This is a genomic window from Billgrantia campisalis (assembly GCF_022341425.1).
In the GTDB taxonomy this organism is placed as follows: Bacteria; Pseudomonadota; Gammaproteobacteria; order Pseudomonadales; family Halomonadaceae; genus Halomonas; species Halomonas campisalis.
Genome location: NZ_JABFUC010000009.1, coordinates 138,675 through 152,717 on the forward strand (window position 1 = coordinate 138,675; position 14,043 = coordinate 152,717).

Genomic DNA, 14,043 nt, shown 5'->3' on the forward strand with positions numbered 1-14,043 from the left:
TCAATCACTCGACACGACGCGCCAGCAGGCGCTGCATGGCCGCGGTGGGCGTTTCGAGCTTCTCGAAGCGCCGGCTGGCGGCGTAGCTGTCGTTGAAGGCGTCGAAGTAGTCGTCGAGCACGCCGGCGGCCTCTGCGTCGCCCGTCTGACGCAGCAGCTCCGCGGCCACCTCGGCGGTGCAGAGGTGAGCCGCGGAGGCCGGCTTGCGCAGCCGATAGCGTGTCTCGCGCGCCGTCGCCAGCGGCAACACCGGCAGCGCGTCCAGGTAGGGGCTCTTGCGAAATATCCGCCGCGCCTGGCGCCAGGTCCCGTCGAGCAGGATAAACACCGGGATTCTCGCCTCCCGCTTGGCGCTCGCCACCGCCTCCAGCCCCACCACCCGGTCGGCGTAGTCGGGCTGGTCGTCGGGGAAGATCACGAAGGGCGCGAAGCGCTCATCCGCCAGCAGCGCCAGCAGCCGCTCGTCGGGCGCCGTGCGGTACCAGGTGAACACCTGGGTGGCGGGCAGCACGTCACGGATCAGCCGCCCGGTATTGGTCGGCTTGTGGTGCTCCAGGGGGTGGGTCAGCAGCCACACCTGCGCCTCGCTCTCGGCGCGGACCCGAAAGGGGCAGAGGCAGTTGAGCGTTGGCAGGTTGCAGCCCGGGCAGCGCTCGACGAAGCTGCCGCGGGCCTTGAACTCGCGGCGCGGCGGACGGGGATGACCGGTCGCAGGGTCGCGGGTGAGCCGACTGACGGGGTCGTGAAAGGGGTCGTCCTGCATGGTGGCCTGTGGGGTGCAAAAGCGGAGGCGCATTCTACCATGGGCCCAGCCCGGAACACCGCGCGATCTTCGCTGACTGCCCCTCGCACCTTGGCCCTCGGCCATCATGACTCGAGAACTGTCTCCGGCACCCATAGCCGCCTCTCGCGCTTCCAGTGGCGCACCAGCTGCGGTACGCCCTTGCCAGCGGGCTGGGCGAGCCGGGTGACCCCGGGTGGGGCCAGCGACTCCGCCTCGGGGTCGACCAGCAGACAGGGTGTATCCAGGGGGGCGTAATCGAGCAGCGAGGCGGCCGGCATCACGGCCAGCGAGGTGCCCACCACCAGCAGCAGGTCGGCCTCGGCAACGATCTCGCAGGCGTCGCCGAAGTGCGGCACGCTCTCGCCGAACCACACCACGTCGGGACGCAGCTGGCTGCCCTTGTCGCAGATATCGCCCAGCGCGATACCGCCGCGGGGCAGCCGATACTGCATGCGGCGGTCCACCGTGGAGCGCGCCTTGAGGATCTCGCCGTGGAGATGCAGCACGTCCCGCGAGCCGGCACGCTCGTGCAGGTCGTCGATGTTCTGGGTGATGATGCTGACCCGAAACCCCTGCTTCTCCAGCGCCGCCAGGGCCTTGTGGGCGGCGTTGGGCCGCGCGCGACGCACCTGATCACGGCGCAGGTTGTAGAAGTGCAGCACCCGCTCGGGGTCGCGCCGCCACGCCTCGGGCGTGGCGACCTCCTCGATGGGGTGGTCGGCCCACAGGCCGTCGCTGGCCCGAAAGGTCTGGATGCCGCTCTCGGCACTGATACCGGAACCGCTCAACACCACCAGATGGGGGCGCGCTGGCTCGCCCATGCCCTGCCTCCTGCCCGGCTGCGCGCCGCCTGACTCAATAGACCAGCCCGTTGGTCTCGCTGCCGGCGAAGCGCTGCTTGTTGCGATAGGGGTAGACGTCGATCACCCGTCCGTCGCGAATGGCCTGCTGCAGCCCCTTCCAGTAGTCGGCGTCGAGCAGCTCCGGGTGCAGCTGATAGAAGAGCTTGCGCAGGCGCACGTCGGCGAACAGGAAGGGGCCGAACTCCTCGGGGAAAATATCATTGGGGCCTACCGAATACCAAGGCTCGTCGGCGAGCTCCTGTTCCGGGTACATGGGCTCGGGAATATGGCGGAAGTTGCACTCGGTGAGGTAGCAGACCTCATCGTAGTCGTAGAAGATCACCCGCCCGTGGCGGGTCACCCCGAAGTTCTTCAGCAGCATGTCGCCGGGGAAGATGTTGGCCGCCGCCATCTGCTTGATGGCGTTGCCGTAGTCCTTGATCACGGCCTGGGTTTCGGCCGCGTCGCACTGCTCCAGATAGAGGTTGAGCGGGGTCATCATGCGCTCGGTATAGCAGTGCTTGATGATCACCTTGTCGCCCCTGAGGTACACGGTGGAGGGTGCCACCTCCAGCAGGTGCTCCAGGCACTCCGGCGAGAAGTGATCCTGGCGGGCGATGAAATTGGAAAACTCTTGGGTGTCGGCCATGCGCCCGACCCGGTCGTGGCGCTTGACCAGGCGGTACTTCTCGCGGACGTTCTCGCGGCTCATCTCCTTGGTGGGGTCGAAGCGGTCCTTGATGATCTTGAACACCGTGCGGAAGGAGGGCAGCACGAACACCGCCATGACCATGCCGCGCACCCCGGGGGCGATGATGAACTTATCCTCGCGCTTGGCCACCTGGCGGTTCAGCCCCCGGAAGAACTCGGTCTTGCCGTGCTTGAAGAAGCCGATCGCGGCATAGAGCTCGCCTGCCGGCTTGTCGGGCATCAGCTCCTGCAGGTAGTCGACGAACTCGCCGGGCACCTGCACCTCGACCTGGAAGTAGGCGCGGGTGAAGGAGAAGATGATCGATACCTCGTCGGGCTCGATCAGCACCGTGTCCAGGTGCAGCCCCTGGCCCTCGTCATGCAGCACCGGCAGCACCAGCGGGACCTGCTCGCCGCCGCCGCGGATGCGGCCCACCAGGTAGGCCCCCTTGTTGCGATAGAAGACGCTCTTGAGCAGCTCGACCTCGGTGTCGTCGGCCTCGAGGATCGCCGCCGGCAGGTGGCCGTGCAGGAACTCGCCGCCCAGCCGCGCATCGCGCTCCAGGTCGTCGAAGGGCGTTTCGAAGGGCGTCTCCGCCAGCCCCCAGCGAATCGCCGCCTCCCAGTCGCCGTTGACCGTGAAGCGCCGGCAGCGCTCGATGCCCGAGTGGTGGGCGGCGGCATCGCGCGAGCTGTAGACGAACATCCAGTCGTCGCGGATATGGCGGTGATGAAAGATCGAGCAGAACAGCGAGTTGAAGTAGGTCTCGGCCAGCTCGTAATCCAGGCGCTGGTTGATCAGCTCGGCGTAGTGGTTCTTGGCCTCCCGCCAGCACTCGCAGTGAGTCAGCTCCTCCTCGGTGAAGGTGCGCTGCAGCCGGCCCAGGGTCTCCTCGACCTTCTGCTCGTAGAGATTGATGCGCTCCGCCGAGGCCTGCTGCGCCTCCCGCCAGGCGGCGTCGCGAAAGCGCCGGCTGGCATCGGCGGTGATCTCCTTGAAGCGCGAACGGTACTCGTCGAAGCCATGCAGGATGGTGGCGGCAAGGCGATAGGCGGGCGACAGCTTCATGGCGGACTCCGGGCAGCGTGAACGCATAGCTTCGCGGATTTCGCCTTGCTTGGCGAGCCGACCATGGTGGGGCGCGCTGTAGCCTGACGACAGCATGGTCAACACTAGCGTCAGGCCGCCTTATGGCGGCCTTGTCTCTTACCAGGGCCCTTCCGCTCACCATCCCCCCGAATCCTCCGGAAAGATCGGAGCGTTCGTATCGCCACTATCGGCCGAGGGTGATCGACCGGCTCACTCCACCACCCGATAGATCTCCCAGCGGGTGGAACCGCTGACCACCAGCGGCTCGATCGCCTTGCCCCACTCCCGGTGGTCGGCGCGCTCGGCGAGCTTGTCCCACTGGGCGCTCAGGGTCGCGATGTCCGCCACCCGGAGGTCCACGGCGACGACCGACTCGGCGGCACCGATGCTGCCGGTGGAAATGGTGTAGTCGGTCTGGCCGATATCCCGGCCGATGGTGCGCCACCACTCCTGGGTCTTCGCAAGCAGCTCCTGCTTGTGCCCAAAGCGGGCCTGACAGTACCAGCGTGCAATGATCATGACATCCTCCCGTGCTCTGCAGGTTGCTAGTCACCGGGGTATGCCCCGGCGACCACAAAGACGCAGCAGGCGGCGGAAGGGTTCCCGCCTCTCCCTCAACCGGCGGGTGTCGATGGCTTCCCTGGCGATCACTTCCGATAGGGTTCATCCGAGCGCGGGGCATCGGGAGCCTGCTCGTCCAGGGACTGACGATACCTGATGCAGCCCCGCATGAACGCCGGCCATTCCGGCACCACCGGCACCGGATCCGACTTCTCGGGCAGCAGGCTCCAGAGTGCCGGATGATGCCAGCAGAGATCGTGCCCGCTGCAGTCGCGATGCTCGCGAATCGCCTGCCTCAGCTTGCTGACTTCGTCCAGCAGCTCCTCGCGCGTCATCCTGGTCAGGTCCTCGTCCACGTTCGCCTCCTCGAAGACTCCTTGCCCCTTTACCCCGAGCCTAGCGGGAAGGCGGCCCAAGGGCACGGCATCAAGGGGCCGAGGAAGCTCCCCCACCCCAGGCAAGCCGCTACGGTTGCGTCTCACCCAGTCCCTACGATACTGAAACGGCAGGTGGCAGCAGATAGGCGCAGCGCATCGGCCATGGTTTGTCGGCCGGCCTCCGGCCCTGGGTCGGAGGACGCCGCTTTCGAGGAACACCTACCAAGGGGCAAGGCCATGAATGACCAGAAACCGTCGTCAGCCAAGCCGGGCGATCAGGCGACACCACCCCAAGAGACGCCACCCGACGAGCTGGCACGGCGCTACGCCGACGCCCTCGCGCGATTGTCGACCGGGTCGTCCCGGGCCTGGCAGGGCTGGCTCGAGCGTCAGCAGCGCGGCGACCACTTCACCCTGCCCGACCCGGCGGTCGCGGCCAAGGCGCTGACCAGCCTGGGCCAGCAGTTCCTGCTGCAGCCGCAGCGTGCCCTGGAGGTCCAGCAGCAGCTGTGGCAGGGCTACGCGACGCTGTGGCAGAACACTCTGCTGCGCCTCTCCGGCGAGGCGCCGCCAGCGGCGCTCACGCCCGCCCCGCGAGACAGGCGCTTCAAGGGCAAGGGCTGGGAGGAGAACCTCTTCTTCGACATGCTCCGCCAGGCCTACCAGCTGACCGCCGAGCAGTGGTTGAAGGGGGTGCATGAGGTCACCGAGGAACTGGACCACGACGAGCGGGTGAAGGTCGAGTTCTACGCCCGTCAGCTGATGGACGCCCTCGCCCCCAGCAACTTCGCCACCACCAACCCGGAGGTGATCGAGGCCACGCTGCGCACCGGCGGCGCCAACCTGCTGCAGGGCATGGCCAACCTGATGGAGGACCTGGCCCGGGGCGAGGGGTTGCTGCGCATCAAGCAGAGCGACTCGGCCGGGCTGGAGCTGGGCAAGAACATCGCAGTGACCCCGGGCAAGGTCATCTACCAGAATGAGCTGATGCAGCTGATTCAATACGCGCCGGCCACCGTGGAGGTCGACCGCCGGCCGCTGCTGATCGTCCCGCCCTGGATCAACAAGTTCTACATCCTGGACCTGACCCCGCAGCGCTCCTTCATCCGCTGGGCCGTCGAGCAGGGCATGACGGTGTTCGTCATCTCCTGGGTCAATCCGGACGAAGGCTATGCCGAGGTGGCCTTCGACGACTACCTCACCCAGGGCACCCTCAAGGCCATGGACGTGGTGGCCGAGGTCACCGGGGAAGAGACGCTCAACACCATCGGCTACTGCATCGGCGGCACCCTGCTGGCCAGCACCCTGGCGCATCAGGCCGCCCGGGGGGATGAGCGGGTGCACAGCGCCACCTTCTTCACCACCCTGCTCGACTTCAGCGAGGTGGGGCCGCTGGAGGTGTTTATCGACGAGGAGCAGATCCGCTATATCGAGCAGCACATGGCACAACGCGGCTACCTGGAGGGCACTCATCTCTCCAACGCCTTCAACCTGCTGCAGTCCGCCGATCTGATCTGGGGCTTCGTGATCAACAACTACCTGCTCGGCCGCGAGCCCCAGGCCTTCGACCTGCTCTACTGGAATTCCGACTCCACCCGCATGCCGTATCGCATGCAGAGCTTCTACCTGCGCAACATGTACCTGGAGAACCGCCTCGCCGAACCCGGGGGTATCTCCCTGGCGGGGGAGGCCATCGATCTGAGCAAGGTGCGCATCCCGACGTTCTTCGTGGCGACCGAGAAGGATCACATCGCGCCCTGGCAATCCAGTTACCGCGGCGCGCACCTGCTGGGCGGGCGACCCCGCTTCCTGCTCGGCGGCTCCGGCCATATCGCGGGGGTCATCAACCCGGCCGGCTCGCCGAAGTATGGCTACCGGACCTATGGCCACCTGCCCCGCGACCCCGAGCGCTGGCTGGCCTCGGCCACCCACCACCCGGGCTCCTGGTGGCCGGAATGGCGCAGTTGGGTCAAGCGCCACGGCGGTGGCCAAGTGCCCGCCCGCGAGCCCGGTGGTGAACACTATCCTCCCATCGAGGAGGCGCCGGGTTCCTATGTCCGCGTGCGGGCCGACGAGGGTGGAACAAGCTAGCCCTCGCCATCCAGACAAGGGGGCGACGAAGGCCCCGACCAGCCCCAGGTAGGCCCCTCTCATCCAGGCGCGATGCTGCCCTTGAGAATGGCCCCCATGGCAACGGCCAGGGCCACCAGCATCCACAGCGACAGCAGGTGAATGGGCCCCAGATGGCCCATCAGCGGCAGCACGCCACCGCCCAGCCAGAAGGAACTGAGCGCCGAGAGCGCCATGGCCGGCCCCCCGTTATGCCGTGCTTCGCCCACTCTCAACCGGTATATCGAAGTGCAGTATCTCTTCTCGCCGTCCGAGCTTCGTGTACAGCGCAATTGCTGGCCTATCTTCGACACCGGTATCCGCTTGAACAATAATCACATAGGCGCGCCGCTCAACAGCGACTTCTTTCAGCTTCTCAATCAAAGCAGTCGCGACTCCTTGACGCCTGTGCCCGGATGCCACAGCGAGATCGTAAATGTATATTTCGCTCCGCTCTTGCTCGAATTTTTTAAGTTCGTAGGCGGCGATACCACCGACGACATCACCCTTTTTCAAAGCGGCCAACGCGATGAAAGTTTCGCCGCCGAGCAGGTTGTGAAAGTACTCGGGGGCGGGTCGATTTTCAGTATAGGTCGCAACGTCATTGAAGGCTTCCCCGAACATAGACAGCATGGCCTCCATCAGCGGGATATCATTCTTAGATAGCTGTCGAATATTTACTGGCATCGGCATACTCCACACCGCTTCACGTCCACGTCATGAAGATTGAGACTTGGCACGATTTCGCTTTTATCGCTCACTTCCCATCATAAGCCCTTTGCAACGCAGCAAGATCAAGCTTCCTCATCTTGAAAAATTCCTGGGCAACTCGACCCAACCTCTCAGCATCCTGATCCTGCATCATGCTTTCCATGACAGCGGGCACGATCTGCCAGGAAAGCCCATACGGGTCCTTGAGCCAGCCGCACTGTTCGGCCTCAGGAACAGCAGAAAGTTTTTCCCAGTAGTCGTCGATCTCATTCTGGTCTTCGCAGTGCACGAGAAACGAGATGGCCTCGTTGAAGGCGAAGTCATGTTCGTGTGCGCTGTCCATGGCGGCGAACCACTGCCGCTCCAACATGAAATCGGTGAACATCACCGTTCCCTCTCTGTCGGGCTCCATGCCGGCGGGGTAGCGCACCAGTTCACCACGCCTAGCGTTCTTGAACACGGAGAGGTAGAAAGCCGAGGCCTCTTCCGCCTTGCCGCACAGCTCCCCGACAAACATGAGCGACGGAATGATCAACGGTCGTTCCTCGCCCTCCGGGTTGGTGAGAATCAGCTGCCACGACAGCCCGTATTTATCTTGAATCCACCCGTAGCGCTCGCTGAAGGGGTATGTGTCGAGAGGCATCAACACCTCCCCGTTCTCGGAGAGCTTCTCCCACACCTCGTCGATCCTCGTTTCCGCGTCCTTATCCTGCGCCGGATCGAAGTTGACGATGAAAGATACCGACGGGTTAAACGTGAACACGGCCCCCGCGCTTATCGCCATGAACGAGCACCCCCACAGCGTGAACGACACGATGTCGCAGTCGCCTGACGGCGTACCATGCAGCGTAGTGAGGTTGGTGACGCTTGAGTCGGGAAAGACGGAGCAATAGAAGTTAGCCGCTTCTTTCGCTTCGCTGTCGAACCACAGATGCGGAACGATTTTTTGCTTGATCACCGCCATCCTGATTCTCCTCTCAATCAACGGCAGAGTTCACCGCTGCCAGGCACGAGTGTCCGCTGGAGTGCCACCAAACGAGACCTCTCCGATGGCGTTGAACCGAAATCCGAGTGATGCACTGATGCCAATGGTCGATTTGCGCGGCCAGCGGCAACTCGACCCTGGCATCCCAGAACAATCCCGTCGCCGACGGGACCACAATCTAGGTCGCGGTGAACCGCGACTCCTGACCTGTTGTAAGCTCAGCCTATATGGCCCGCCCTGGGAGCGCCACGATGGACTGTCGACGCCTGCCGACGAGGCTCCAGCTCGCCTCGATGTCGTTTGTGCTCGCCTGCCAGGTGGTGTCCTGCATGCCCAATGGGGTGAGCAGGACACCACCTGGCAGACACCGCGCCACATGGAAGCGGCCAGACGGGAGCGGCTCGCCACCGGCTATCGACCCCGCCACGGCGGTCACGGCGGGCAAGACTACCTGCAGCTCGGCGCCTACTGGCCGGTGGGCGGCATGGCCTCCACCGCCACGGACATGGCGCGCTGGATGCGCTTTCACCTCAATGGCGGGGCGCTCGACGGCACCCGGCTGACCCCCGTCTCCCGCGATTGCTTCGAGCTTAGCCATCCCATGGAGGGCAGCGACTACTACCGCCGCCTCGACGGCGCCACGGAGGTCTTCGAGAACGCCCGGGGCGGGTGCATTTCAGCCTGTTTGCCCTGACCCTGCTGCTGGTGAGCCTGCAGCTCTGGCAGTGGCGGATCATCGGGGCCGCCGTGATCTAAGCCGGGCCATCGAAACGCCGGATCGGCGGCACCACGACGGCGGCAGGCGTTACAGCGCTGTGAAGGCCCCTGGCGCAGTCGAGCAGGGCGGTGATTGATATGGATCAAGCCTAGCCTCGAGCCCTGCGACTAGGCTAAACACCACGCCTTCCCACCCTGTCGCCGTGAGAGCCCGCCGCCATGAGCCACCGAATCCTGATCCTCCAGGGACACCCCGATGCCAGCGAGGCGCACCTCTGTCATGCCCTGGCCGAGCACTACCGCGAGGGCGCTCACGCCCAAGGCCATGAGGTGCGCCTGATCGACCTAGCGATGCTGGAGTTCCCGCTGCTGCGCAGCCAGAAAGAGTGGAAAGCCGCCCCCTTGCCCGCCTCGCTGACAGCGGCCCAGGAGGCCATCGGCTGGTGCCAGCATCTAGTGCTGTTCTTTCCGCTCTGGCTTGGCGACATGCCGGCCCTGGTCAAGGGGTTCCTGGAGCAGGTGCTGCGCCCTGGCTTTGCCTTCGAGTACGTGGAGGGCAACCCGCTGGGCAGAAAGGGACTGACAGGGCGCTCGGCACGGGTCGTGGTGACCATGGGCATGCCGGCGGTGATCTACCGCCACCTCTACCGGGCACACAGCGTCAAGTCACTGGAGCGCAATATCCTTGGCTTCGTCGGCCTGTATCCGGTGCGTGAGACACTGATCGGCAGCGTGGAAACCATGAGCGAACAAAAACGCAAAGAGTGGCTTCGCAAGCTGCGCGAACTCGGGGGCAACGCCAAGTGAGAGCGCCCTGCTCGATGACTGCAGCAATAGCGACCATACAAACGATCGATTTACAGTGATGATCCCCCACTAGCGATCGAATCGACAACAGCTCAGGGACGCGGTGGCCGGTGGCGGCGATGCCGAATCCGCCGCAGCTGCGAGGCGGCGCTGCGGAGTCCACGCCATGTACCGCGAAACACCCTGGCGAACAGCATGGCGCGCAACCGGGCATTTTGCTCCTCCAGCTTCCGGATCTTCGGGTTCGGATTATGAAAGGCCATGGTCGTCACCTACCGCCAAGGAACGTCAACGAGATGACTACCATGGTGGCGCAACGCACGCCGATACGCCACCGAGTCTCTGCGCAGTCAGGCCATTGCCGCCAGAAAAAACATCTGTTTTATTGTTGTATCCTCCATGTCAGCACGCGGCCAAAAGCGGTCGTTGATACTTCGCTGATATTAAAAGCTCAGCATCAGCGGCGGCGCCCAGCGCCGTCCGTTGCATGCTGTTGTTAGGACTGCGGCCCCAGTGCTGGATCACACTCCATCATCGGGATCACTGCTTTCTCGCAAGTCCTCACGAGTATTCTCCAACACTAGGCGCCCCATCACTGGCAACCATCGTTCCTCATCATCGAGAAGGCGTCGGGCCGTGGGAAACACAGAAGCTCGACCGTCCTCCCCAATCGCAGCAAGTTCGGAGCTCCGACCAAGGGCAACAGCAGCTCGCCGGTGCCGGACACCGCCGGCCGCAAGAACCCTCGCTGCTAGCGTAGGGACACCAAAACGCAGGTGCTCAGGAAAATCGACCACGGCTTGCGATAGCTCACGCTCGTTCTCCTCGAGTAGCTTCTTGAGCAAGCCAACGGCCTGTTCGACCACTACCTGAAGGACGTGGCTGATCACCCTAGCGTAAACACCCAGCATCGTGTCGATATCGATCCCCGCTCTTCGAGCTAGCTCGACTAGGGGCTGACCGTCGATCCAAGCATCGAGGACCCGGACAAAGTCTGAACGTGACGGGGATGCATCCCTGTACGCCTCCTTGACTACCTCAGTCACTTCGGGGAGGTCCCATACCCACGTCAGCAGCGTCTCTGTCAGCTCCGGGTCGGTTGCAACTGCGATGTCATCCCAACTCTCCCGCATGGGCAGCAGCTTCACTTCCACCGACTCCAGCATCCGGACGCGCGTACCCGTTTCTCGAATCCACCCGAGTCGTCCTGCCCCCTTGATTGCTGACACCCGTCGAGCACGCAGCTCGAATACATGTTTCATGAGAGCCGTTGTCTCGGGCTGAGCCTGGCTGGCCGCAAAGGTCTGACTCGACAGTTCACCGGCGATCCGTATCAGCTCGTCCTCCCCCAGCTCTTCTGCCGCAAGGTCGATGAGTGTTGCATCGATGCCGTCGATCAGGGTGTGGAGCGCGGTCGCGCCTTCAAGGATGTCATTCGTAAGCGTGATGCTCCGCTGGTTGAGTGCAGCCTGAAGGCGTCCCATCAGCTCGATCAGTGCACCAGAAACGCGCTCTCCCGGCTGCTGCTGAGCCACGGGGGCCACCAACGGCCATTGCGCAGGATTGGCGCAGATGACGAGGCCCTTGGTTGATGCCCCAGCTCGCCCTGCGCGTCCAACGAGATTCTTGATGTCGCGTGCGAGCAGGTTCTCCGCGGCCCCGTCTGGACCGCGGCGTTGTACCGAGTACAAGACCAGCGTTCTGATTGGTAGATTGACCCCCTCCGCCAACGTGCTCGTGCAGATCGCGAGTCGAACATCCTCCTTGCGAACTAACGCTTCCACAACTTCACGGCTTTCCTGCGGAATGTCCCCGTGATGCAGAACGGCTCCTGCCGCGAGTGTTCGTGTTCCGACCCATGACGCGCCGTACTCAAGGGTGAAATACTCGACGGCGGCCTGAAGCTTTGCGGCATCGTCGACAAAATGAAATGGAGCGGGCATGGGCAATGGATTCGCCAGTTGCGATAGCAACTCATCGGCGAGACCTACAGCACCCTGGTTGCCACGCTTATTGGCCGCGAACACAGCAACCGCCCCCATCGATAGCGCCTTTCTTGCTGCGGCGATGGCCTGAGCTTTCACGGAGTTGAATGAGTATGTATTCAGCCGATCTGTCGAAGCATTACGATAGCGAAAGTCATCGCGGCTCAGAAAACGCTCGATCGAGAATGTGGATGCATGATGGTGCGGATGAAGCTGTAGCGCGACAGTCGCTTTGGCGTTCTTGCCGGCAACACGAAGCGCTGCGAAATCAGCGTGAGCTGGGCGGTAGTCGCTGCGGACGACCGTTGCATCCGTGCCGCCTAGCCACGCATTGATCTCTTCGATATTCGGTACGATAGCGGACACAAAGACGAACTTTGGCGGGCCGCTCTCGCGGGCTCTCATTCGAGCGAGCAGCAATTCCAGCCCTACCCCGCGGGCCTTACCGTCGAGGAGGTGCCCTTCATCGCATATCACGAGGGAGATTCGGGAGAAAAAGCCCGGTTCTGCGCTAAGCAGACCCGACAACGCTTCCGGTGTTGCAACTAGCGCCCGCGTATTATCCAGGTCTCGTACTTCACCGCCTGTGGGCACAGTCCCCCCATATGCGCATCGAGCTGGTAGACCCATGCGGCCAAGGCGCTTGACAAGACTGCCGCGCAGTTCCGCTGCGAGTGAGCGAAAGGGAACAAGTAGGATTGCCACATCCTGCGGGTGCCGGTTCAGATGATAGAAGAGTAGCGTCTCCGAGAGTGCTGTCTTACCAGCGCCCGTCGGCATCTGGATGGAGAAGGAGGCCATACCTCCCAGCAGCCCGCTCCTAATGGCATCTATCTGGGAAGGGAAAAAGTCCCATGTCGGCGGGTCCCGGTTGAGGAGTGACCGAACGAGGGGATCCCAGAATTCCGCCTCGCCATCTGGGAGGACGGCACGGATGTTGGTTTGCGCGAACCTAGAGAGCATCCGTTGGAACAGGCGCCATCCTACCCACTCATCCGGATTGGTTTGCAGCGCCGATGCCTCCATTTCAGCAGCATGCTCAATCTGCGAACGGATTGCCTCGAGGTCACCGCCTCGCACGGCGCCGACAAGAGCTCGCACGCGAGCCGACTGGATCGTCGTTGGCCTCGAAAGTAGCTCATGGCACGCTCGCTGTATCTCTCCGAGGGCATTCGGATCCGCTGCCTTGAGCGTCAGGTATGCCGACGCTGAATAGCCCCCGAAGTAGAACGCCGCCGCCGCGAAGACAGCGGCTTCTGGTGACAAGATCCCGCGATAGGCCAGTGCCTGATCGACCCCGACGCCTCCTGCCTGAGTGATCGCGTTGCCCAAGCGCGACCAGTCGACAGAATCCCTGTACGGCTCATGAAGCCGTTCAAAGAGCTCGCCGACGAGCGAAATGTAGTAGTCGTCGCCTCGCGAACGCAGATAGTCCAACTGGAGCGGTAGCTGCGAGAATCCGAATCGCTCCACATGGTGGAGAGCGTCCGCGTCACTAACCCACTTGGCAAGAGTCTCCCTCATGTCCCTTCCCCAGTCTCTAGGACGGTCGTATGTACAGCATCAAATACCTCTTCGTAGCGCTGCTTCAAACTCGGAACGGCGATCACGACCACCGTGTGGTCTGCCGGTTCTTCATCAGGGGTGTCCTCGAGTTCCTCGTCTACCAGACTTGCGCATATAATAGCCACCGCCCGAAACTGCTTCTGGGCAGGCGGATGGTCGGTAGCCTTGATGAAACGCTCCAAGTGATCGACTGTGGTGGTGCCGAGGTCGTCGATGAGTGCACGTTCCTTCAGCCAGACAAGGGTCTTCGCCAATCGACTCGTCCGGTCTTTCTCGCAGTCCATAATCGCCGCCTTGACCGGTGAGGAGTCGCCGGACGTTGACTTCGTTTTGACCTCAGAGCACAGGATCCGGTCTTGCTCGGAGGGTTGGGGCCAGTTCGGAAGTACGAAGTGAACAACATCAGAGTATGGCGCCGGCTTCGTCCGGTCCTGCTTCAGGCGCCACTTCTTCGGGCCGATTAGTTCTGTTCCTGGCTCGACGGCTGCATGGTATAGAAAGACCAGGATCTCCCCGAAGTCACCTGCCATGGTAGAGCCGCGATCCGGCAGCTTGGCGGCGACGATCTCTGATTTCGTACGACCCGTCTCCTGCGCCCTCGCCTCGAGTAGAGCATCGTCGATGTAGCACTGACGAACTGGCACACCGAGTACATCCGCCCAGGCAGCCGCGTGCTCATCGGACACGCAGACTAGCACGTAGGGAGACTGGTGCTCGTCAGCAAACCATGGTGCGATGGCGCTGATATCGATGTCCAAGTCTCTCATCGTGAGCCCATTCCTCTTCCCCCAACTGTTCAACTGTGATTAATCAGCCCAT

At 63.2% G+C, this 14,043-nt stretch carries 13 protein-coding genes; 3 read left to right on the forward strand and 10 right to left on the reverse strand.

Going from position 1 to position 14,043, the window contains the following annotated elements; translation table 11 throughout:
- Nucleotides 1-4: 4 nt before the first annotated feature.
- From HOP52_RS12490 to HOP52_RS12510, 5 genes are all read right to left on the reverse strand, one after another.
- Nucleotides 5-763, reverse strand: coding sequence for a tRNA-uridine aminocarboxypropyltransferase (locus HOP52_RS12490; protein WP_238977719.1), 759 nt, complete (start codon nucleotides 761-763; stop codon nucleotides 5-7).
- Between the two features lie 104 nt (nucleotides 764-867).
- Nucleotides 868-1,605 carry an SIR2 family NAD-dependent protein deacylase gene (locus tag HOP52_RS12495; RefSeq protein ID WP_238977720.1) on the reverse strand — a complete coding sequence of 246 codons (738 nt, stop codon included), beginning with the start codon at nucleotides 1,603-1,605 and terminating at the stop codon, nucleotides 868-870.
- Between the two features lie 34 nt (nucleotides 1,606-1,639).
- Nucleotides 1,640-3,385 (reverse strand): bifunctional isocitrate dehydrogenase kinase/phosphatase, encoded by a 1,746-nt coding sequence (gene aceK, locus HOP52_RS12500; RefSeq protein WP_238977721.1) that lies wholly within the window; start codon nucleotides 3,383-3,385, stop codon nucleotides 1,640-1,642.
- Nucleotides 3,386-3,616: 231 nt separating this feature from the next.
- Entirely contained in the window at nucleotides 3,617-3,925 is a 309-nt protein-coding gene (locus tag HOP52_RS12505) for a hypothetical protein (protein ID WP_238977722.1), read from the reverse strand.
- A gap of 128 nt (nucleotides 3,926-4,053) precedes the next feature.
- The gene (locus HOP52_RS12510; RefSeq protein WP_238977723.1) at nucleotides 4,054-4,323 is read right to left on the reverse strand and encodes a hypothetical protein; all 270 of its coding nucleotides are present in this window, start codon (nucleotides 4,321-4,323) and stop codon (nucleotides 4,054-4,056) included.
- A gap of 258 nt (nucleotides 4,324-4,581) precedes the next feature.
- On the opposite strand from HOP52_RS12510, the gene HOP52_RS12515 reads away from it, so the two are divergent.
- On the forward strand, nucleotides 4,582-6,435 hold the full coding sequence (locus HOP52_RS12515; protein ID WP_238977724.1) for a PHA/PHB synthase family protein: 1,854 nt from the start codon (nucleotides 4,582-4,584) through the stop codon (nucleotides 6,433-6,435).
- Between the two features lie 59 nt (nucleotides 6,436-6,494).
- Here HOP52_RS12515 and HOP52_RS12520 read toward each other — a convergent pair whose 3' ends face one another.
- The 3 genes from HOP52_RS12520 to HOP52_RS12530 form a co-directional block, all read right to left on the reverse strand.
- A complete protein-coding gene (locus HOP52_RS12520; protein ID WP_238977725.1) occupies nucleotides 6,495-6,650 on the reverse strand; it encodes a DUF2306 domain-containing protein in 156 nt (51 codons plus the stop codon).
- Between the two features lie 13 nt (nucleotides 6,651-6,663).
- Nucleotides 6,664-7,140 carry an AAC(3)-I family aminoglycoside N-acetyltransferase gene (locus HOP52_RS12525; RefSeq protein ID WP_238977726.1) on the reverse strand — a complete coding sequence of 159 codons (477 nt, stop codon included), beginning with the start codon at nucleotides 7,138-7,140 and terminating at the stop codon, nucleotides 6,664-6,666.
- A gap of 70 nt (nucleotides 7,141-7,210) precedes the next feature.
- On the reverse strand, nucleotides 7,211-8,128 hold the full coding sequence (locus tag HOP52_RS12530; protein ID WP_238977727.1) for a VOC family protein: 918 nt from the start codon (nucleotides 8,126-8,128) through the stop codon (nucleotides 7,211-7,213).
- A 397-nt stretch (nucleotides 8,129-8,525) separates the two neighbouring features.
- Between HOP52_RS12530 and HOP52_RS12535 the strand changes: the two genes are divergently transcribed.
- Nucleotides 8,526-8,843, forward strand: a complete 318-nt coding sequence (locus HOP52_RS12535; protein WP_238977728.1) for a serine hydrolase — start codon at nucleotides 8,526-8,528, stop codon at nucleotides 8,841-8,843.
- Nucleotides 8,844-9,085: 242 nt separating this feature from the next.
- Nucleotides 9,086-9,673, forward strand: coding sequence for an NAD(P)H-dependent oxidoreductase (locus tag HOP52_RS12540; protein ID WP_238977729.1), 588 nt, complete (start codon nucleotides 9,086-9,088; stop codon nucleotides 9,671-9,673).
- A 521-nt stretch (nucleotides 9,674-10,194) separates the two neighbouring features.
- On the opposite strand, the gene HOP52_RS12545 is transcribed toward HOP52_RS12540, so the two are convergent.
- Both HOP52_RS12545 and HOP52_RS12550 read right to left on the reverse strand, forming a co-directional pair.
- Complete coding sequence (locus HOP52_RS12545; RefSeq protein WP_238977730.1) at nucleotides 10,195-13,182, reverse strand: DEAD/DEAH box helicase; 2,988 nt, start codon at nucleotides 13,180-13,182, stop codon at nucleotides 10,195-10,197.
- Nucleotides 13,179-13,982, reverse strand: a complete 804-nt coding sequence (locus HOP52_RS12550) for a Hachiman antiphage defense system protein HamA (RefSeq protein WP_238977731.1) — start codon at nucleotides 13,980-13,982, stop codon at nucleotides 13,179-13,181. Before HOP52_RS12550 ends, HOP52_RS12545 begins: the two co-directional genes overlap by 4 nt.
- Nucleotides 13,983-14,043: the final 61 nt, after the last annotated feature.